Source organism: Pseudomonas zanjanensis, from assembly GCF_014268745.2.
In the GTDB taxonomy this organism is placed as follows: Bacteria; Pseudomonadota; Gammaproteobacteria; order Pseudomonadales; family Pseudomonadaceae; genus Aquipseudomonas; species Aquipseudomonas zanjanensis.
On the sequence record NZ_JABWRB020000003.1, the window covers coordinates 20,900 to 38,833 of the forward strand.

The 17,934-nt window shown below is 58.6% G+C and carries 16 protein-coding genes; 4 read left to right on the forward strand and 12 right to left on the reverse strand.

What is annotated here, in order from left to right; all coding sequences use genetic code 11:
• Window positions 1-2: 2 nt before the first annotated feature.
• The 12 genes from tssK to tssA all read right to left on the reverse strand — a co-directional run bounded on the left by tssK (window position 3) and on the right by tssA (window position 13,803).
• Window positions 3-1,334, reverse strand: a complete 1,332-nt coding sequence (gene tssK, locus HU715_RS19930) for a type VI secretion system baseplate subunit TssK (RefSeq protein WP_186709538.1) — start codon at window positions 1,332-1,334, stop codon at window positions 3-5.
• Window positions 1,331-1,834, reverse strand: coding sequence for a type VI secretion system lipoprotein TssJ (gene tssJ, locus HU715_RS19935; protein WP_186709544.1), 504 nt, complete (start codon window positions 1,832-1,834; stop codon window positions 1,331-1,333). Before tssJ ends, tssK begins: the two co-directional genes overlap by 4 nt.
• A 5-nt stretch (window positions 1,835-1,839) precedes the next feature.
• Window positions 1,840-2,685, reverse strand: a complete 846-nt coding sequence (gene tagH / locus HU715_RS19940; protein ID WP_186709545.1) for a type VI secretion system-associated FHA domain protein TagH — start codon at window positions 2,683-2,685, stop codon at window positions 1,840-1,842.
• 20 nt (window positions 2,686-2,705) lie between these two features.
• A complete protein-coding gene (locus HU715_RS19945) occupies window positions 2,706-2,846 on the reverse strand; it encodes a type VI secretion protein (RefSeq protein ID WP_186709547.1) in 141 nt (46 codons plus the stop codon).
• Window positions 2,847-2,907: 61 nt separating this feature from the next.
• Window positions 2,908-4,419, reverse strand: coding sequence for a sigma-54 interaction domain-containing protein (locus tag HU715_RS19950; protein ID WP_186709617.1), 1,512 nt, complete (start codon window positions 4,417-4,419; stop codon window positions 2,908-2,910).
• 10 nt (window positions 4,420-4,429) lie between these two features.
• Window positions 4,430-7,015: a type VI secretion system ATPase TssH gene (gene tssH / locus HU715_RS19955; RefSeq protein WP_186709553.1), complete on the reverse strand. Its 2,586-nt coding sequence runs from the start codon at window positions 7,013-7,015 to the stop codon at window positions 4,430-4,432.
• Between the two features lie 11 nt (window positions 7,016-7,026).
• Entirely contained in the window at window positions 7,027-8,031 is a 1,005-nt protein-coding gene (tssG, locus tag HU715_RS19960) for a type VI secretion system baseplate subunit TssG (protein WP_186709555.1), read from the reverse strand.
• Window positions 7,995-9,782 (reverse strand): type VI secretion system baseplate subunit TssF, encoded by a 1,788-nt coding sequence (tssF, locus tag HU715_RS19965; RefSeq protein WP_186709564.1) that lies wholly within the window; start codon window positions 9,780-9,782, stop codon window positions 7,995-7,997. The genes tssG and tssF overlap by 37 nt, the downstream gene beginning before the upstream one ends.
• A gap of 6 nt (window positions 9,783-9,788) precedes the next feature.
• On the reverse strand, window positions 9,789-10,199 hold the full coding sequence (gene tssE / locus HU715_RS19970; RefSeq protein WP_186709569.1) for a type VI secretion system baseplate subunit TssE: 411 nt from the start codon (window positions 10,197-10,199) through the stop codon (window positions 9,789-9,791).
• Window positions 10,200-10,205: 6 nt separating this feature from the next.
• Entirely contained in the window at window positions 10,206-11,681 is a 1,476-nt protein-coding gene (gene tssC, locus HU715_RS19975; protein WP_186709576.1) for a type VI secretion system contractile sheath large subunit, read from the reverse strand.
• Window positions 11,682-11,707: 26 nt separating this feature from the next.
• On the reverse strand, window positions 11,708-12,211 hold the full coding sequence (tssB, locus tag HU715_RS19980) for a type VI secretion system contractile sheath small subunit (RefSeq protein WP_186709579.1): 504 nt from the start codon (window positions 12,209-12,211) through the stop codon (window positions 11,708-11,710).
• A 35-nt stretch (window positions 12,212-12,246) separates the two neighbouring features.
• Window positions 12,247-13,803, reverse strand: a complete 1,557-nt coding sequence (tssA, locus tag HU715_RS19985; protein WP_186709587.1) for a type VI secretion system protein TssA — start codon at window positions 13,801-13,803, stop codon at window positions 12,247-12,249.
• Window positions 13,804-13,849: 46 nt separating this feature from the next.
• Here tssA and HU715_RS19990 point away from each other — a divergent pair, with 46 nt between their 5' ends.
• From HU715_RS19990 to HU715_RS20005, 4 genes are all read left to right on the forward strand, one after another.
• Window positions 13,850-14,038 carry a hypothetical protein gene (locus HU715_RS19990; protein WP_186709589.1) on the forward strand — a complete coding sequence of 63 codons (189 nt, stop codon included), beginning with the start codon at window positions 13,850-13,852 and terminating at the stop codon, window positions 14,036-14,038.
• Between the two features lie 208 nt (window positions 14,039-14,246).
• A complete protein-coding gene (locus HU715_RS19995; protein WP_186709591.1) occupies window positions 14,247-16,310 on the forward strand; it encodes a type VI secretion system Vgr family protein in 2,064 nt (687 codons plus the stop codon).
• The gene (locus tag HU715_RS20000) at window positions 16,307-17,161 is read left to right on the forward strand and encodes a DUF4123 domain-containing protein (RefSeq protein ID WP_186709593.1); all 855 of its coding nucleotides are present in this window, start codon (window positions 16,307-16,309) and stop codon (window positions 17,159-17,161) included. Before HU715_RS19995 ends, HU715_RS20000 begins: the two co-directional genes overlap by 4 nt.
• On the forward strand, window positions 17,158-17,928 hold the full coding sequence (locus HU715_RS20005; RefSeq protein WP_186709595.1) for a hypothetical protein: 771 nt from the start codon (window positions 17,158-17,160) through the stop codon (window positions 17,926-17,928). The genes HU715_RS20000 and HU715_RS20005 overlap by 4 nt, the downstream gene beginning before the upstream one ends.
• Window positions 17,929-17,934: the final 6 nt, after the last annotated feature.

Sequence of the window (17,934 nt, forward strand, 5' to 3'; positions counted from 1 at the left end):
GTTCAGTTCCTGATGGCCCAAAAATTCAATTCAAGCTCGGCGAAATCACCGCTGACATGGAACGCAAAACCTGCGGAGCGCTTCAGTTGCGCCAGGTCTTCGGCGTTGGGTTCGAGAATGAAATAGGTTTTGTTGGCATGGAACGCGATCTGCCGCGGGGCCACGGGCAAAGGCCTGATCTTGATGCCGGGCAGATGCAGGTTGACCAATTGGCGGATGTGCTCCACCGAACCGACCTTGAGGTGCGCCGGCAATCGATGGCGCAACTCTTCGCTGTCACAGTGGGCACTTGCCGCCAGCACGAATGAAGCGGTGTCCAGCAGCGACAGGTCCTGCAGCGGCGAGACGATGATTCCGTATTGGCGCGGCTGCAGCGGCAGTTCAATAGCGTGTTGCTCGAGCACCATCGACAAGACCTGGCGAATCGCTTGCATCAGGCTTCGAAAACATGCGCCTTGGTCGCTGTGCTGGTAGCGGTTGTTGAGCGTTGGGCGCTTGCTGTCACTGGAGAACGTTGCCAAGTCACCCAACAGCGCCAGTAGCGTTCGGTACAGCGTTTCGGGGTGCACCTGCTCCAGATCCAGGTCATGACGCAGCAACAGTTCATTGCGGTTGATCAGTTGCAACATCATGAAATCGCCGACCTGCGCACCACCGGCCTTGCCATTGGAGCGGATCCGCTCAGCCAGGGTGTCGCCTCGATGGGCAAGCATGCCGATGATTTCCTTGAGACACGACAGCAAGTAGTGGGAAGCACGAGCCTGGATGAAGGTCGGTACAAAGTTCGGATCGAGCCTGATCACCCCATCGGCCGTGGTATCGAGCACTTCACAGAGCTTGAGCTTCACGAACGCATGATCACTCTGCTGCTCGCCCAACAGCAGGCGCAAGTCCGGACGACCGCAACTGATTTGGCTCCCTCCGGCCTCTCCGGCATTGGAGTCGTTCACCTGCGCGTCGTAGACGGTGTAGCGTGCCAACACGTCAGACTGCTCTGGACGACGGGACTCGATGTGATTGCCGGTCACCAATGGCAGCGCAAGGTAAATCGGGGTATTGCGGGTATTGGACGGCACTTCCAAGGCCAGCGGCTCGGCGTTGCCACCCAGTTCGAACAGGCTGCCATCCGGCAGGACCCCGCTGGCCTGGCTGACCACCAGTTGCCCCATGTTGAGGAATTGCAGATCGATCTCAAGCGCCAGGAAGCCCCAGGCGTAGCTGGCCAGCAACCGGGTGCGAACCTTCAATTGGTGGTCGAAGTAGCGATCGTTGTGTTGCAAATGTTGGGGGCGCAACAGCATGCCTTCCTGCCAGATGACCTTGTCGTGATTCATCGGTCAGCCACCTTGGCCAGTCGCTCAAGCGTGTTGGCGATTCCCTCCTGGTCGAGGGTCAAGCTTGCTTCGGTCAACTGCGCCGCAGCTACTGGCAGCGTATAGCGCCAACGGGCGTGTGGCAGGTCACGGTACGCCGCGAGCAGGCCGACGTAACGGCCATCCCCGGTGATACCGAGCCTGAGCTCGACGGTTTCGCCCGGACGTAGCTCCAACTCCTCGCTGGCAACCAGATCAGGCGCCAGTGTTTCCCTCGGACGCTCATAGAGGCTGAAGAAATCGGCATTTTCAAAAGCCACTGGATGCTTGAGTTCGAACAACCGCACCACCACCGGCGATGGCCGGCCATTGAGATCAGGGTTGAGTCGGTCATTGGCCGTCAGGGTGAGGCTGAGCTTGGTCATCGTCGAAAAGGGCGACAGCGTGGTGCAACCGGCCAGCAGCAGAGTCGTGGCGAGCGCAGTCAAAATCTTGGGTAGGTGCATCGTGCAGTGCAGCATGGACATCATCCGTGGTGGTCGATTTGCAGGCTGGCAATCAAGCGAACCTGTTCTTCATAGGTCTGGGCCAGGCGCAGTTCGCTTTTCAGCCCCGAGTGAATACGCAGGCTCTGTTGCAAACTCTGAATGCTTTGCTGGAGCAGCCGCGCGGCGTTGATCGCCAGGGCTTCGCGGGCCTTGCCGTCCAGGCTTTCGAGATCCATGCCCAAGGCCGTACCGAAGCGCTGCCAAAAGCCGTCGTGGGGGTGGCCAATAGTTTCGGTGGGCGGGATGGGGGCAAGCCCTGGTTCGACTGGCGCTCCAACCAGCTCCGGCAAGAGCAGGCTTTCCATGTCGATACGCGCATAATCCGGCCGTCCAAGGGCGTCCGGCGGGACGGTCGCAGGATTTATCGGCTCATCGATGTCCAGCAAGGCCCGGTCCTGCTGATCCAACGCCTTCAGCGGATCGAGCTCCAGAAAGGCGTCATCGGGAATGAGACTGTCGATCGGCCTCGGGCGGCTCGCTTCGGCAGGCTTGTCCGCCGGCCCGGAGACCAGCCGTGCGAGGATCTCGAAATCGCCCATGATGTAGGCATTCCCATCCAGTATGGGTACCGGCTCGCCCCTGGGCAGGCGCACGCCGCTTTCGCGATGGGTCGTACCATTACCACTGGTGTCGGTCAGGAAAAACGCGCCGTCACGAAAGCTGACCTGCGCGTGACGCTTGGACAACAGGCGCTCGCGGTCAGGAATGAGCCAGTGGCAGCCCTCGCCCCGCCCGATCACGCCGCCGGTCGGCCCGAAGGTCTTGCGGCACAGCCGTGACGGGACGAACTGGCTGGCGTTGAGCATTTCAAAAACAAGTTCCATCTATCAAAAGCTCCTTGGCATCACTTGCCGCGATTGACCGCCTGCGGATCACCCAGAGGGCGATAACCACTGTCGTTGAATTTGTAATTGGCGTTACAACCGCCCAGGGCCAATGACACGAGAATCGCCGACAGGACGGCTCGCCAGGGAAAGACAGGCATCAAGAAGTCTCCAGAATGAAAGGATCGGGCTGGAACGGTTCCCCATAGCGCGAAAGAAGGGTCAATCATTGAAATCACCGCGCTGGACGTTCAGACGCGCGAGGCGATAGATCAAGGTGCGCAGCGGCAGGCCGAGCTCGCGGGCGGCGCGGGTCTTGTTGCCCGAGTTCTCGCGCAAGCAATCGATCAGCAAACCACGTTCGATCTGTTCCATCCGCTCACGCAGGTTGATGCGGCCGCGCTCGGAAGGGGTCTCGATATGCAATGCAAAGTGCTCGATGAGCAGTTCGTCGCCCTCGCACAGGAGCACAGCCCTTTCCACGACGCTCTTGAGTTCCCGGACGTTCCCCGGGAAGCCGTAGGCCGACAGGTGATCGAGCGCCGTGTCTGACCAACACACCGGATCACGCTGCAGCAGCGTGCAAGCCTTATCGGCAAAATGCCGCGCCAGTTCGATGATGTCACCGTCGCGATGACGCAACGCCGGTAGCTGGATCGGAAACTGTGCGAGACGGTAATACAGGTCTTCGCGGAACTTGCCCTCATCCATCAATCGCTTAAGGTCGCGATGAGTCGCGGCAACAATGCGTACGTCGACGTGATGGGTGTCGTTGGACCCCAAAGGACGAATTTCGCCCTCCTGCAACACTCGCAGTAACTTGGCTTGCAGGGACAACGGCATATCGCCAATTTCGTCCAGCAACAGCGTGCCGCCGTTGGCCACGTCGAACAGCCCGGCACGGTCTCGATCGGCACCGGTGAACGCCCCTCTGCGATAGCCGAAAAGCTCACTCTCCAGCAAATTCTCGGGGACCGCCGCACAGTTCTGCACGATAAATGCCTTGGATCGACGCGGGCCGTGGTTATGGAGGGCCCGGGCCACCACCTCCTTGCCGGTACCGGTTTCGCCCCGCAGCAAGACGGTATAGGGGCTGTGCAGTACCTTACTGATCAGTGAGCAGGTCTTGCGCATGGCCACGCTCCTGCCGATCAGGCCGTAGCTGATGCCGCTCGGCAGGCTTGAGGTAACAGGTGTCTCGGCCGGACGGTGCAGACGCTGCAGCAGATGCATCTGGCCAAGGGCGAAGGCCCCGAGATGCCCCAGGGACTCAGCGACGCCATGCAAGTCGAGATGCTGAGCACTGGCACACAACAACAAGCCACCGACGCTACCCTGCGGGTCGACCAGGGGAACACAAAGCAGTGACTGCCAAGGTGTGGCCCGGGCTGGCAGAAAGCGGGTTTCGTGAACGCTGTCGCTCAACGACCCGAGGTACACCACACGGTTCTGGCCCAGGGAGAATTGCAGCAATTGTTCAGCCTGGTAATCGGAAGGCAGGCTTTGCGGGTCACGAAAATGCAACTGGCCTTCCAGGCATTCGGTGTTCATTTTCAGGCGTGTACCGGTGGTGTCGAGCAGGTATAACTGCACTAGCTCACAACCGCTGAGCCGAGACACACCCTGGATGAAATTCCCCACCAACGCCTCACCTTCCGTCAAAAGCGAGAGGTTGGAGAACTGCGCCAAGAGCGCTTCGGCATAGTCCAGTGGCTGCGAGAGTTTCTTGAACAGAGCGCCCACTTCAGGAGAACTCGCACGCGACACTGGCTTCACCCTTGAGCACCGCGCGTACATGCCGTAGCGGTTCGCCGCCGGCCATGGCCGCGAGCAAGCGGTCGGCAACCAGCGGCATCAGGTGCTGGTCGAGCAATTGACCAATCAGCCGCGCTCCACGGTCATTGCGACTGCAGCGCTCGACCAGGTGGCTCACGAGGTGCTCGCAATAACTGAAGCCCAACTGACGTCGACGCAATCGCTGGCCCAGGCGGTCGAGTTTGATTTCCACCAGTTCACGCAGCACAGGCCCGCTGACCGGGTAATACGGCACCACGCGCATGCGGGCCAGCAACGCTGGCTTGAAATGGTTGCTGAGGATCGGGCGAATGGACTCCTCAAGGCGCTCGGCACTTGGTCGTGCGCCGTTTTCGCACAGCTCGTCGATACACTCACTGCCCAGGTTCGATGTCATCAGAATCAGGGTGTTGCGAAAATCGATCTCCCGCCCTTCCCCATCATTGGCCAGGCCTTTGTCGAAGATCTGGTAGAACAGGTTCAACACATCCGGGTCGGCTTTTTCGACTTCGTCGAGCAGCACCACGCTATAGGGTTTTTGCCGCACAGCTTCGGTGAGCATGCCGCCTTCGCCAAAACCGACGTAGCCCGGCGGCGCTCCGATCAGTCGGGAAACGGTATGTTTCTCCTGGAACTCGGTCATGTTGATCGTTGTGAGGAAACGCTCACCGCCATAGAGCAGGTCGGCCAAGGCATGTGCTGTTTCAGTCTTGCCGACGCCACTTGGGCCCACCAACAAAAATACCCCTACCGGGGCGTCGGGTTCGTTCAAGCCTGCGGCGGCGGCGCGCATCGCGCGATCAAGCGCCTGTACGGCCGATTCCTGGCCACGAATACGTGCACGCAGGTCTGTGGCGAAACTGGCGACTTTCAGATTGTGCTCGCGCGCCAGTTGCGCCAGCGGTACACCGGTCCAGGCATGGATCACTTCGGCGACCAGTCGTGGGCAAACTTCAAAGCTGACCAGGCGCTCCTGGGTTTGTGCGGCCACCAGCGAGTCGTGTGTTTCATGCACGGCCGCTTCCAGCGCCTCGATACCGTGGGCTTGATCCACCGCGCTTTCCCGTGCCCTGGCCAATTGCTGACGTAGCGACAGCAAACGTTCCGCGAGGATACGTTGCTCGGTCCATTGGAATTCCAGCGTGTGACTCTCGTCCTCGATGGCTGCCAGACGTACCTCCAGCGCCTCCAGAGCCTGAAGATCAACCGGCAGGCCAGCCTCTGCGTCGCGACGCAGCGCCTGGCGTTGGCGCGCGCCTTCGGCCAACTCGCCACGTAGTCGCTCCAGGCTTTGTGGGGCCGCGGCCAAGCTGATCCGCACGCGAGCGCAGGCGGTGTCGAGCACATCCACGGCCTTGTCCGGCAACTGACGACCGGCCAGGTAGCGGGCCGACAATTGCGCTGCCGTGACCACCGCGTCATCGCGCAGGTAGACGCCATGACTGTTTTCGTAGACCCGGGCCAGGCCACGCAGGATGGTCACTGCCTCGCTGACGGTCGGCTCGTGCAATTGCACCGCTTGGAAACGACGGGCCAGGGCCGGGTCTTTTTCAAAGTATTTTTTATACTCGGCCCAGGTGGTCGCCGCGATGGTACGCAGCTCGCCCCGGGCCAAGGCAGGCTTGAGCAGGTTGGCCGCATCGGTGCCCCCGGCGTGGTTACCCGCGCCGATCAAGGTATGGGCTTCGTCGATGAACAGGATGATGGGTTTTGGCGAAGCCTTGACCTCATCGATCACCCCCTTGAGACGACGCTCGAATTCTCCCTTGATGCTGGCGCCAGCCTGCAGCAGCCCCATATCCAGTGAAAGCAATTCAACGCCTTGAAGCACCGACGGAACCTCCCCGGCGGCGATGCGCAACGCCAGCCCTTCGACGATGGCGGTCTTACCCACCCCTGCTTCACCGACGACGATTGGATTGTTTTTGCGGCGACGAACGAGGATATCGATCATCTGCCTGATTTCGCTGTCGCGACAGAGTACCGGGTCGAGTTGGCCTTCACGGGCCTGTCGGGTCAGGTCATGGGTAAAGCGCGACAGCAGGGAGCCGTGCGTCGTGGTGGGCTGGCCGGCAACCGGTTGAGCCTGTTGCGACAAGGCGAACCCTTTCAGGCGATCAACGTTCAACCGGTTAAGCAGCGCCAAATAGGCACTCCCGGCGTAGCGAAGCGGGTTGCGCAGCAACGCCAGGAGCAACGCTGCTTGTCCGACGTCGCTGCGGCCGAGTTCGAGATTGGCCACCAGCAGCGCATCCTGCAACCACTGCACCAGTTCCGGAGCGAATACCGGGTTGCGCGAAGCGCTGTGCCCTATCCGCGGTTGCAGGGCCGCGCTCAACTCGCCTGCACTGACCTGGGCGTCCTGCAAGGCGCGCGCGAGCAGACCCTGGGGACGCTCCAGCAGACTCAGCATCAAGTCTTCCACCAGGACCTTGTCCGCGGCACGGGCCACGCAATGCTCGGCCGAACGCTCCAGGTCACGCCTGGTTTCAGCGTCCAATGCCTGGATCAGTTGCTGAAGGTCTACATTGATCATGTCATCCATTCCTAATGAATTTTACTGCCAAGGGTCACCACGCCATCAGCGCGCTCATGCCCCAGCCAACTGGTCCATCCCAGGCGGCAAGTGTTCTGTTCACCGATACACAGCTCACGAATTGCCTGCTGGCGCAGGACCAGGCGAATGTCATATTCGAGGGGATCACGCAGGGTGAATTGCACCAGCGAACACAGCGGCTGGTAACCGTTTCCAATGGGCAGGAATTCGTGGAAGCGCTGCCAGTCCAGCTCGCTGATATGGATCCGAAACTTGCCGCTGCGGTCGCGCACTCGCTCGCCGAACACCAGGTCCTGACCGAGCAGGCTGTTGGCGCTCCCCAGGCGATTAAGCTGTTCGTCAAGGATGTCCACATGCCGCTCGACGCACTGTTCGAGGTTCAGTTCGGCGTGCTTGAAGTAATAACGCAGTACGGCCTCGATCAGCGCCGCTGAATGGGCACGCAGGCTCAGCAAGCCCAGGTACGGCAGCAGACGTTTCCAGTTCAGTTGGCTGGCCTTGCGAATCTCTTCGCCCCCTAAACCGATCAGTGCGTACAACTGTTCGGAAAACGGATCTCGGGCGCCGCTCTGAAAACTTGCGCAGTAACGATACTTGCGCCAGATCGGCAGCATCAGCCGTTGGAGACGATGGTGAAAGACGTCCAGAAAGTCGCGTGTTGGATTGCCGTTTTCCTCTCCTACTGCCTGCTCACCGTAGAACGCCGGCAACGGCGAACCCGCACCCACCAAGCTGATCAGGTTCAAGCGCAGACGCGCCCGCACCTGGCCGTGCTCTTCAAAAAACTCCACACGATCAATGTCGCTGGACGGGAATCCCAGGCTTGGGTTGGCCTGAAACTCCAATCGGTCATACAGCGCTTCATCGTCCAAACCAGGATGAGCCTCGCGCAGCCGATCAATGACCAGCAACACGGCCTGGAATAACGAGTACTCGCGTATCCCTTGCGTCAGCACGTTTATAGAAGCGGCTGTTGGCCCATGCGGGGTGTCCATTGGTACACCTCTCCTTGTGTGCTGTTCACCCGCAACTCGTGGTACGAATTGAGGCTGGCATACAACGCGAAAAACTCGTTGAGGACCGAAGCGAAGACGAACAGGTCGCCCTCGCCGATGTAACCCAGCGGGTCGATGGTCAGTTCAGTGCGCAGGCCGCGCACTGGCAAGCCCCGGTGCAAGCGGTCGACAGCCTGGTGCCGGATTGACTTGAGTCCATTGAGCAAACGCTTGCTGACTTTCTCTGCCTGTTCGTCGTGGTAACGCGGAAAATCGTAGGTTTCGAGAATCACCTTGAGCGCATTGACGTCGGCCAGGGACAGATAGTTGAGTGACATATTGCTGATCAACTTCCAGAGGAAGTCGCGGTTGAGTGGCGGCGCGAAACTTGGCGTGACCGGACCGATGTTGCGGAAACTCAGCCCCTCGGGGCTTTTTTCGCTGGGTTGATCGATGTCCCCGGGCTTGAGCTGGCGCGGCAGGTTCCGGTTGGTGCACATCAATTCGATCGACAGGGTTTCATGAGGGTGAGCGTGCCGGACACCAAAGCCCAGGCAGGTGTCCAGACCGTCGTGCATCAAGGAAGACCGCTGGCGAACGCTGTAATAGGGGCGGCTGTGGGGCACATCGAAGCTTGAATCGTGCTCGAAGGATTCGAACGGCACATAGGCCTGATAACCCAGGCCTCCGGGACTCCAGCCAGTGACGCTTTCGACCGAAAACACACCGCAGTGCTCCTGGTCGTACTCAGCCGGCAACAGCAGGTACTCATCTTGTTTGCTGTCCAGGCGGATCGGGTGGGCGTCATGCTTGAACAGATTGACGATCGGCGTGCAGTACAGCTTTATGTTATCCAGCGTCGGGCGCATTCGCTGGATACTACTTTTGCCAATATCGAAGCGCAGCTCCAGGCCTCGCATCTGCTCGATGTTGCCATGCGGCAAGGTGTTGATCACGTCCAGGCCATTGATGTCGACGAACAGGAACTTGTCCTGGAAAGCGAAATATTCTTGCAGGTAGCGATAGCCACGAAAGGTATTCAGCGGGTACGGGACCAGCGCTTCCTCCTCGGCAAACCCGACCGGCTGTACACGGTCAGCGGGGAGCCTGAACGTCGTCGGGCTGCCATCTGCCGTCCGTAGGGCCGCGCCGGTGCCGTCCAACGGGATCAGCTCGATACCTTCAAGATTACGCAGCAGGCTTAGATAAAGCATCTGGCTGATGTAGCGTTCGCCAGTCAAATGCAGGCGTAAGCGGCTCAGTTGTAGCTCGCCCAAATGACCGTCGCAACGCATCTGAAGATGCAAGCTCAACAGCGACCCCTCCCCTTTTACCGAATAACTCAGCTGGGTCAGATCAAGCGCGAGGACGTCGGTGGGGTAACAGGTAAGGAAACGACAACTCACCTTCTGGACCGGCTTGCTTTCGACCGGCGTATCGCGCTCGACCCGAAACGCGGGCCCAGATCGCTGCAGCGGATCGAACTGCAAAATGCCGAAGGCCGGCAATGGCCGCATGTAGTTCGGCCACAACAGTTGCATCAGCGAATGACTCAGCTCCGGCAACTGGTCGTCTAGCTTCTGGCGCAGCCGTCCGGTCAGGAATGCAAACCCCTCCAGTAGCCGCTCTACATCCGGGTCCCGTCCGGCCTGCCCGAGAAAGGGCGCCAATGCCGGGTTGCGCTCGGCGAAACATCGACCCAACTGGCGGAGCGCCGTCAGTTCGCTCTGGTAGTAATGATTGAACGACATCAGTGGCTATCCTTGTCTGACCTTGACCTGACCGCTGCCGTCCAGGCGCGCGGAAAAGCTGACCTGTCGCCTGACCCCGTCCACATCCAGTAACGCGTCGATGCGCAAGGACAGGCGAAGTTGATCGGCGTTGCTCGGCATTAAAACGACACAGACATCGCGCAAACGTGGTTCGTAGGCCTTGATGAAGGTCTCGATTGCCCTGCGGGCTTGGCTCCCCACGTCGTGCAGGCTAAAGCGCATGTCATTGAGGTCCGGCAGTCCATAATCCGCGAGTGTCTGCACGCTACCTGCCCGCGTACTGAGCATCTTGGCCAGATGCGCAGCAACGGATGTGACAACGCAAACCTCGCGGCTCAAACCCCTGCGCTTTTCAGAATCATCAGCCAGTCGTTCGAAAAGACTGCCGTAAGTCATGGGTGCTTACGCCTTGTCCAGTTTGCCGACCAGTGACAGCGTGAAATCGGCGCCCATGTACTTAAAGTGCGGCCTTACGTTGAGGCCGACGCGGTACCAGCCCGGTTCACCTTCCACGTCACTGACCACAATCTTCGCGGCACGCAGCGGACGACGGCCACGGACTTCGGCACTTGGGTTCTCCTGGTCGGCCACGTACTGGCGGATCCAGTTATTGAGCTCACGCTCCAGGTCCGTGCGTTCTTTCCAGGACCCCAATTGCTCGCGCTGCAGAACTTTCAAATAATGAGCCAGGCGATTGACGATCATCATGTAAGGCAACTGGGTGCCGAGCTTGTAGTTCAGCTCTGCATGCTTGTCCTCGGCGCTGTTACCGAAGAACTTTGATTTCTGCACGGAGCTGGCGGAGAAGAACGCGGCATTGTCACTGCCTTTGCGCATGGTCAGGGAGATGAAGCCCTCCTCGGCCAATTCGTATTCGCGGCGATCGGACACCAGTACTTCGGTCGGGATCTTGGTTTCGATTTCGCCCATGCTTTCGAAGTGGTGCAATGGCAGGTCTTCGACCGCGCCACCACTTTGTGGGCCGACGATATTCGGGCACCAGCGGAATTTAGCGAAGCTGTCGGTCAGCCTCGTGCCGAACGCGTACGCCGTGTTGCCCCACAGGTAGTGCTCGTGGCTGTTGGCAACGGTTTCCTTGTAGACGAACGACTTGGCCGGGTTCTCTTGCGGATCGTATGGGTTGCGCAATAGGAAGCGCGGGACGGTCAGGCCGAAATAACGAGCGTCTTCCGATTGACGAAAGCTCTGCCACTTGGCGAATTGCGGGCCTTCGAAATGATCTTTCAGGTCCTTGAGGTCCGGCAGTCCCGTGAAACTCTCCAGGCCAAAGAATTTCGGACCGGCCGCAGCAATGAATGGCGCATGGGACATGCAGGCGACACTGGACACGTACTGCATCAATTTCACGTCCGGCGAGCTTGGGGACATGAAGTAGTTGGCGATGACCGCGCCCACCGGTTGCCCACCGAACTGGCCGTACTCAGCGGTGTAGATATGCTTGTACAGGCCCGACTGCATGACCTCAGGCGAATCCTCGAAGTCGTCCAGCAAATCGTCCTTGGACACATTGAGCATTTCTATCTTGATGTTTTCGCGAAAGTCGGTGCGGTCCACCAGCAACTGCAAACCGCGCCACGCCGATTCCAACGCCTGGAATTGCGGGTGGTGGAGGATTTCGTCCACCTGGCGACTGAGCTTGGCGTCGATCTCGGCGATCATTCGGTCAACCATGGCCTTCTTGACCGGCTCGCCGCTGTTTTGCGGCTTGAGCAGCTCTTCGATGAACGCAGACACACCGCGCCTGGCAATGTCATAGGCTTCATCGTCCGGAGTCAGACGCGTCTGGGCGATGATGCTTTCAAGAATGCTGTAGTCCGCGTTGTCCTGGCTCTGCTGCTGTACTGCATGGGTACTCATGTTTCGGCTTCCTTGGCTGAAAGAAATCAAGCGCTCTTCGCTGTGGTGTCCAGGCCCAGCTCATCCAGTACTCGGCGGCGGGAGTCGTCATTGGCGAGTACGCCTTCGATGGCTTTACGAAATGCCGGCGTGTTGCCCAACGGCCCTTTGAGTGCCACCAGCGCCTCGCGCAGCGCCATCAGCTTGCTGAGTTCCGGTACTTGCTCGACCAGGCTCGCCGGATTGAAGTCTTTCATCGAGTTCAAGCGCAGCTGTATAGGCAGCTCCTCAACGCCGCTCTCTGCCTGGAGACGATTCGGTACGCTCAGGGTCAGGCTCAGCTCTTGCTTGGCCAACACTTCGTCGAAGGTCATTTTGTCGATGCCGATCGGCTTGCGATCCTCGACCTTGCGTTCATCCAAGCGGTGGGTGTAATCACCGATCGCCAACAGTTTCAACGGCAGTTCAATGTCTTCCTGAGCACCGCCGGTGGCAGGCTTGAAGGTAACGTTGATACGTTCCTTAGGGGCGACCGAGCCTTCTTTGGCCATGATTTTCTCCTTCTTTCAATTTGGGACCCGGAGGCCTATTCAATGACCCGTTCCAGATCGAGGTGACATAACCTGCGATGGGTCTCTTCCTTGCATTCACGTACAGAGTGGTTTTGTGGCAACAACTCGCAGCAGCTATGCAACAGGTGCAGCACCTGCAGCTCCAAGAGCGGCTCCCAGGCATTCAGGCCTGCGTTTCGTAGCGTCTGATCGAGGGCCTCCAACTGGACCTTGGCGAGTTCGTATTTCCTGGCCGAAAAGCACACACGAGCCAACGCGAAGTGCCAAAGAAATCGCTCGCGCGCTCCATTGGCGCTTTGCATGCCTTGCCTGAGCAACTTAACGGCGGGTTTGAGACCGTCGTTGCGCAGGATCGCCTCGGCTTCCTCCAGCGCCCCTTCCCAAGGCGCAAGGTTGTCGGGGACATCGGCCGTGGGTGCCGCGCCGGGGCTCTGCAGGTGAGGCTTGACTTGGGCAGCGATCCAACCCCGGGTGGCCGGATCGGCGAACGGCGTACCGTCATGCCAGCGCAATTCGATAATGCCCGGCAGGCGCTGGATGAATAACGCAAAATGGACTTCCAGTTCCCGCATGGCCAACTCGGCGTTCAACCCTTGCAGGCATTCCCAGGCCAGCCTCTGGCCATCGAACCAGAACGGTGCCGTCGCCAGGCTCGCCTCGATCTCCACAAGCAGGTCTGCGTAATCACCCTGCTGGAAACGATCTTGGTAAACCTTGAGTTTGTCCGCTGGCAGGCCGCGCAGCTGGGTGACCTGCTCGGCATTGCGCTCGGGCAATACATCGATGGCCAGCCAGAGCATGGTGCGATTCAGGCGCAGGGCACGAGCGTCAGTCGCTTTTTGTTTGAGCCACCAGGCGCATAACGGACGCGCACCCTCCTGCTGGGCGCGCAGCGCTTTGTGGGCTTCTTTTTCGTTTTCGATAGGAGTGCCGGATGCGAGCAGCTGGGTGGCAACCTGCTTTACCTGAGCCACAACCGTTCCAATGGCGCCAGGCTGCGGCCGGTTTCCGGTGGCTCGCTGGATCATACTGTCGAGGCGCCGACACAGCGGCAGCAGCAGAGGTGCGTCGTCACCCAATTGGGCGGTGCAAGCAGCGTCGAGGCTCTCCATTTGTTCCGCGAGATGGCGGAACATCGGCAACTGCTCTTTGATCGCAATGTCATCGCCAAACGCTTGTTCCAGGCGAGGCAACAGCCAATTGATGCTGGCGGCACGGGTTCGATTCTTGAGCGGGTGGATGTCCAGCCAATGGTGCTTGCATAAGTGCTGCAAAAGACCGAGACCCGCTAGCAGCCCTTGGAACGACTCTCGCTGATACAGCGCCCAAACCAGCCAAGCCACCACACGTAGATCCTTCGACTGGGTCCGCAACAGCACTTCGCTTCCCTCAAGGACCTTCAACCAGTCGACCTGACCACTTGCGTGCATCGACCGGGCTTTGCCCACCTCGCTTTCCAAGACTTCGTATTCATTTGAAAAACGCACGTCCGCACCCGCAAAACTGTCCTTGGAAACGGGAGTCTTGGCGAGCATCAAATAATGGACGGACAGATTTTCGGAATACGACATTTACCCCCCTGAAAGTTCGGTGTGTGGCCTGGGTTATTTGGACGGCATGGTTATTCAAGGTAAATATTCAGCTTCGTTTGTAGGAGATTTCGCCAAATACAATCCAGCCGCCTCGCCCCAAACGCTCACCGCTCTCTTACCTGCCGAACGCCGCGAAGAATGCCAAGGTTTCCAGAATAAAAAAGTAGGAGCTTTCCTTTTTTTAAAGAAACAAAACCAAATGGAGCCCAAGTGAAACTTCCCACGTCGAGCCAGTATTGGAGATATTGGAATTTACCTTTCAAAAAATGACAAACCGCTTCAAATTATTTCTGTCGCAATCTCTTTGATCCATGAAGAAGATTCCTACATCCCTTTCCTTTTTTACCGGTGCCTACGCGATCATCCGTCAAGTCTGCTTCAATGGAATCAGGAGCTAAAGCCACAACCCAAGGACGTTCGCCATGTTACCCACCTTTGATCTGTCCAACTTCCGCCTCACGATCCGTGACCTCACGCACGACTTCCAAGTCCTGGCCTTCGAAGGTTCGGAAGCCATCAGCACCCCCTATTCATTCGACATTGAACTTGTCAGCGAACGAAGGGATATAAACCTGGAACATTTATTAAACAAACAGGCCTTTTTAGCATTTGATAAACAGGGAAGCGGTGTTCACGGGGTGATTTATCGTGCTGCGCAAGGCGATTCAGGTAAAAAGCTGACTTATTACACAATAAGATTAGCGCCACGCCTGGCTTACTTGGAGCACCGCATCAATCAGCGAATTTTCCAACAGGCCAGTGTGCCGCACATCATCACGTTGATTCTCAAGGAACACGGCATTCTCACCGATGCCCATCGCTTCCAGTTAAGTGCGAGTTATTTGCCTCGTGACTACTGTGTGCAGTATCACGAATCCGACTTGCACTTCATCGAGCGCCTGTGTCACGAAGAAGGCCTGCATTATCACTTCCAGTACAGTGAATCGGACCATCACCTGGTATTTGGTGATAACCAGAGCGTATTCCCTCGGCTTGAGCAGCGTACTGTTTATAAACACGGCAGCGGCATGGTTGACGACGAGCCGGTCATCCATCGATTTGGCCTGCGACTGGAGACCCGGACCAGCCGCGTCACGCGCCGTGATTACGATTTCGAGAAGGCGACATTCCTGTTGGAGGGCAGCTGTCAGCCCGGCGTCGAAAACGTTCAACCAGACCTGGAAGCCTATGACTATCCGGGCGACTTTACCCAGCAAAAACGCGGCAGATTATTGAGCCAGAGAGCCCTGGAACGCCATCGCGTCGACTACCGCCAGGCCGAAGGAAAGAGTGATCAGCCAGCATTGAGGACGGGGCACTTCCTGACATTGAGTGAGCACCCTCGCCAGGAGTGGAATGATCTATGGCTCCTGACCGAAGTGCATCACGAAGGCAAACAGCCGCAAGTGCTGGAGGAAATCACTCCCAGTAACGCTGGCGAGGCTGAAGACCGCTTCAATCAGGGCTATCGCAATCGCTTCGTTGCCACGCCTTGGGACGCGATCTTCCGTTCGCAGCGGGTCTATAAGAAGCCACGTATATCCGGCAGTCAGACCGCAATCGTCACCGGCCCCCAGGGCGAAGATATCCACTGCGACCGGTATGGCCGGGTCAAGGTCAGGTTCTTTTGGGATCGTGCGGGACACGTCGATGACGGCAGCAGTTGTTGGTTGCGAGTGGCCTCCAACTGGGCGGGTAACAGCTACGGGGGCACCACGATCCCGCGGGTTGGCATGGAGGTATTGGTGGCCTTCATGGAAGGCGATCCCGACAAGCCGTTGATCATCGGATGCCTGACCAATAGCGCCAATGCCTCGCCCTACCCGTTGCCTGCGCACAAGACCCGTACTGTGTTTCGCTCTCGCAGCTCACCGGACGGCAAGGGCTTCAACGAGCTGCATCTGGAAGATCGCGCAGGCCAGGAACTGATCTATGTGCGAGCTCAGCGTGACATGGAACAAAAAATCGAAAACGACAGCCGATTGGAGATTGGCAACGAGCGACGGGAAACCATCAAGGGCAACAGCATCACTGTCCTGCACGCCGAAGAGCATCGGACCACGGCCGCCGACCGCACGGTCCAGGTCGAAGGCAATGACTACCTGCGCGTCGCCAACCGCCACACCCATGTCGATCAGACACTGGCCGTCGAGGCCGGGCAGCAAATTCATATCAAGGCAGGCGCTCATGTGGTCCTTGAAGCAGGCGCAACCCTCAGTTTGAAAGCCGGGGGCCAGCACATCGTGATCGATCACAGTGGTATCTACAGCAGCAGTGAAATCCAACTCGGCGGCGCCCCCATGGCCGGCGCCACTGCCTCATCATTCAGACCCGGTTTGACCGATCCCTTGGCGGCCCCAGCCCCAGTATTCGCTCCCACTCAACGCGCGCTGATAACAGCCAGCAAAGCAGCGGGATTGGACTTTTGTCCGATCTGCGAGGCCTGCCGCGAGGGTCTCTGCCTAATGGAAGTCGCCGCCGCATGACTCGCTCACTCCCCCATCAATGGTTGATCGAACAGCAACGCCTCGGCCACGCCCTGTGCCTCGTCCTGGACTCAGAACATGAGCACCCCACGCGCCAGACATTGCTCAAGAACAGTCGTCCTGACCAACACTTGAGCGTGTACGGCCAAACGCTGGTTGCTGACCTCGCTGACGCCGGCCCCTTTGTCTTCACCTTCGATAGGCCCGGCGACGAACACATCAATGAATTGCTCGACCGACCGGACAGCCACTGGGGATGGTTTGCCAGCCTTCCCAAAGGGGAGCTGCCTACACTGGTGGAGCACTGGCGGGAACGGCTGGTCATCGGAGAACGCCCCCATCAGGCGTTGTACCGCTTCCATGACAACCGTGTACTGTCCCGGGCGCTCAAGTACCTGTCCGTTGAAGACTATCCGGCCTACCTCGGACCAGCGATCAGTGTCTGCTATTGGCAGGGCAATCACTGGTCAAGCACGCATAACCCGGCGCCAGGAACCTATCCGGTGCCTGATTCGCCTCTTTGGCTGCAGGTGCCCGTTACCCCGCAGCAAGCGATGCAGGTTCGGCTCGTCAATGCCCGTCGCTTCCTGTTGGCCGAGCATGTCCAGGCCTTCGCCGCACTGGCCGAGCAACAGGATCCGGAGGCGTGGTTGCGTGTCACGCTCGATCAGGCCGAGGCCTGGCATTGGCAGGCGTCCGAGCAGTTGGAGTTTTTATTGACCCAGCGCCTGCAAGCACCCGCCCAGGCGCTGGCGCCGTATTGGCAAGTACGTTCAGCTGAAAGCCCCGACGAGCATTTTGAACGGGTGCGCCTGATGGCAGCGTTTTGGCAGGGAGATACGCCGGCATGAAACAGGCTTTGTGCATTGCAAGTTTGAGCGGCCTGGCGATGGCGGCAGGTTGTGCCAACACACAGCCGAACACGTTTACTTTTACGGCAGATTTACCGCGTGACTTTGCCTACCAGGCAGCGGTGTACTACGTGCCCGCCCCAAGCGAAACCTGCACCGTCGAGACCCGGTATAACAAAGCGCCGGTATTCAACAGGGAGTGGCGTAAGGCATACAAACCCGATTCCGAAATCGTTATTCGCCGAACCCGTATGGGTTGCCCGCTGGTGATCAGCCGCATTGAGCTCGAAATCAACTCCGCCTATGGCGAGGACTGGAGCGATATCAGTCAAGACTCAGCCAACGTCGTGATTCGCGATGAGCTGGAAGCGCAATACAAAGGCACGTTCAGCGAAGCGGGTGAAAGTACTTTTTACGGCCAATGCCAATGGTTGTTCCGCACCTCAGGCAAGCCCCGCATTCTAAGAAAAATCCTCGACTGCAAAAAAACCAACCCACAAGGCGAGCTTGGGCGTGGACGTCCTTTCTCGGCGTACACCCTTGATCAGCTACCGGGTAAAACCGTGAGGATGAAGATCAAGTTGGCCCGCGAAGAGAGGCCCTACATGGGTGATACCTGGGTGAAGGTACCCAACGGCTGGAAACGCTGCATGGGCGATAACTTCGAAGATCCATACGCATTTTGTTTCGGTAATTACAAAGACTTCAGCGGTTTTCAGATGCCCGATGGGCGCAAATGCACTATTTACCCCGGTTGTACGGAATAAGGAGAT

Coding starts and splice junctions, on each gene's coding strand:
- tssK (WP_186709538.1), bottom strand. CDS start 1,334: ATGAATCACGACAAGGTCATCTGGCAGGAAGGCATGCTGTTGCGCCCC.
- tssJ (WP_186709544.1), bottom strand. CDS start 1,834: ATGCTGCACTGCACGATGCACCTACCCAAGATTTTGACTGCGCTCGCC.
- tagH (WP_186709545.1), bottom strand. CDS start 2,685: ATGGAACTTGTTTTTGAAATGCTCAACGCCAGCCAGTTCGTCCCGTCA.
- HU715_RS19945 (WP_186709547.1), bottom strand. CDS start 2,846: ATGCCTGTCTTTCCCTGGCGAGCCGTCCTGTCGGCGATTCTCGTGTCA.
- tssH (WP_186709553.1), bottom strand. CDS start 7,015: ATGATCAATGTAGACCTTCAGCAACTGATCCAGGCATTGGACGCTGAA.
- tssG (WP_186709555.1), bottom strand. CDS start 8,031: ATGGACACCCCGCATGGGCCAACAGCCGCTTCTATAAACGTGCTGACG.
- tssF (WP_186709564.1), bottom strand. CDS start 9,782: ATGTCGTTCAATCATTACTACCAGAGCGAACTGACGGCGCTCCGCCAG.
- tssE (WP_186709569.1), bottom strand. CDS start 10,199: ATGACTTACGGCAGTCTTTTCGAACGACTGGCTGATGATTCTGAAAAG.
- tssC (WP_186709576.1), bottom strand. CDS start 11,681: ATGAGTACCCATGCAGTACAGCAGCAGAGCCAGGACAACGCGGACTAC.
- tssB (WP_186709579.1), bottom strand. CDS start 12,211: ATGGCCAAAGAAGGCTCGGTCGCCCCTAAGGAACGTATCAACGTTACC.
- tssA (WP_186709587.1), bottom strand. CDS start 13,803: ATGTCGTATTCCGAAAATCTGTCCGTCCATTATTTGATGCTCGCCAAG.
- HU715_RS19990 (WP_186709589.1), top strand. CDS start 13,850: ATGGTTATTCAAGGTAAATATTCAGCTTCGTTTGTAGGAGATTTCGCC.
- HU715_RS19995 (WP_186709591.1), top strand. CDS start 14,247: ATGTTACCCACCTTTGATCTGTCCAACTTCCGCCTCACGATCCGTGAC.
- HU715_RS20000 (WP_186709593.1), top strand. CDS start 16,307: ATGACTCGCTCACTCCCCCATCAATGGTTGATCGAACAGCAACGCCTC.
- HU715_RS20005 (WP_186709595.1), top strand. CDS start 17,158: ATGAAACAGGCTTTGTGCATTGCAAGTTTGAGCGGCCTGGCGATGGCG.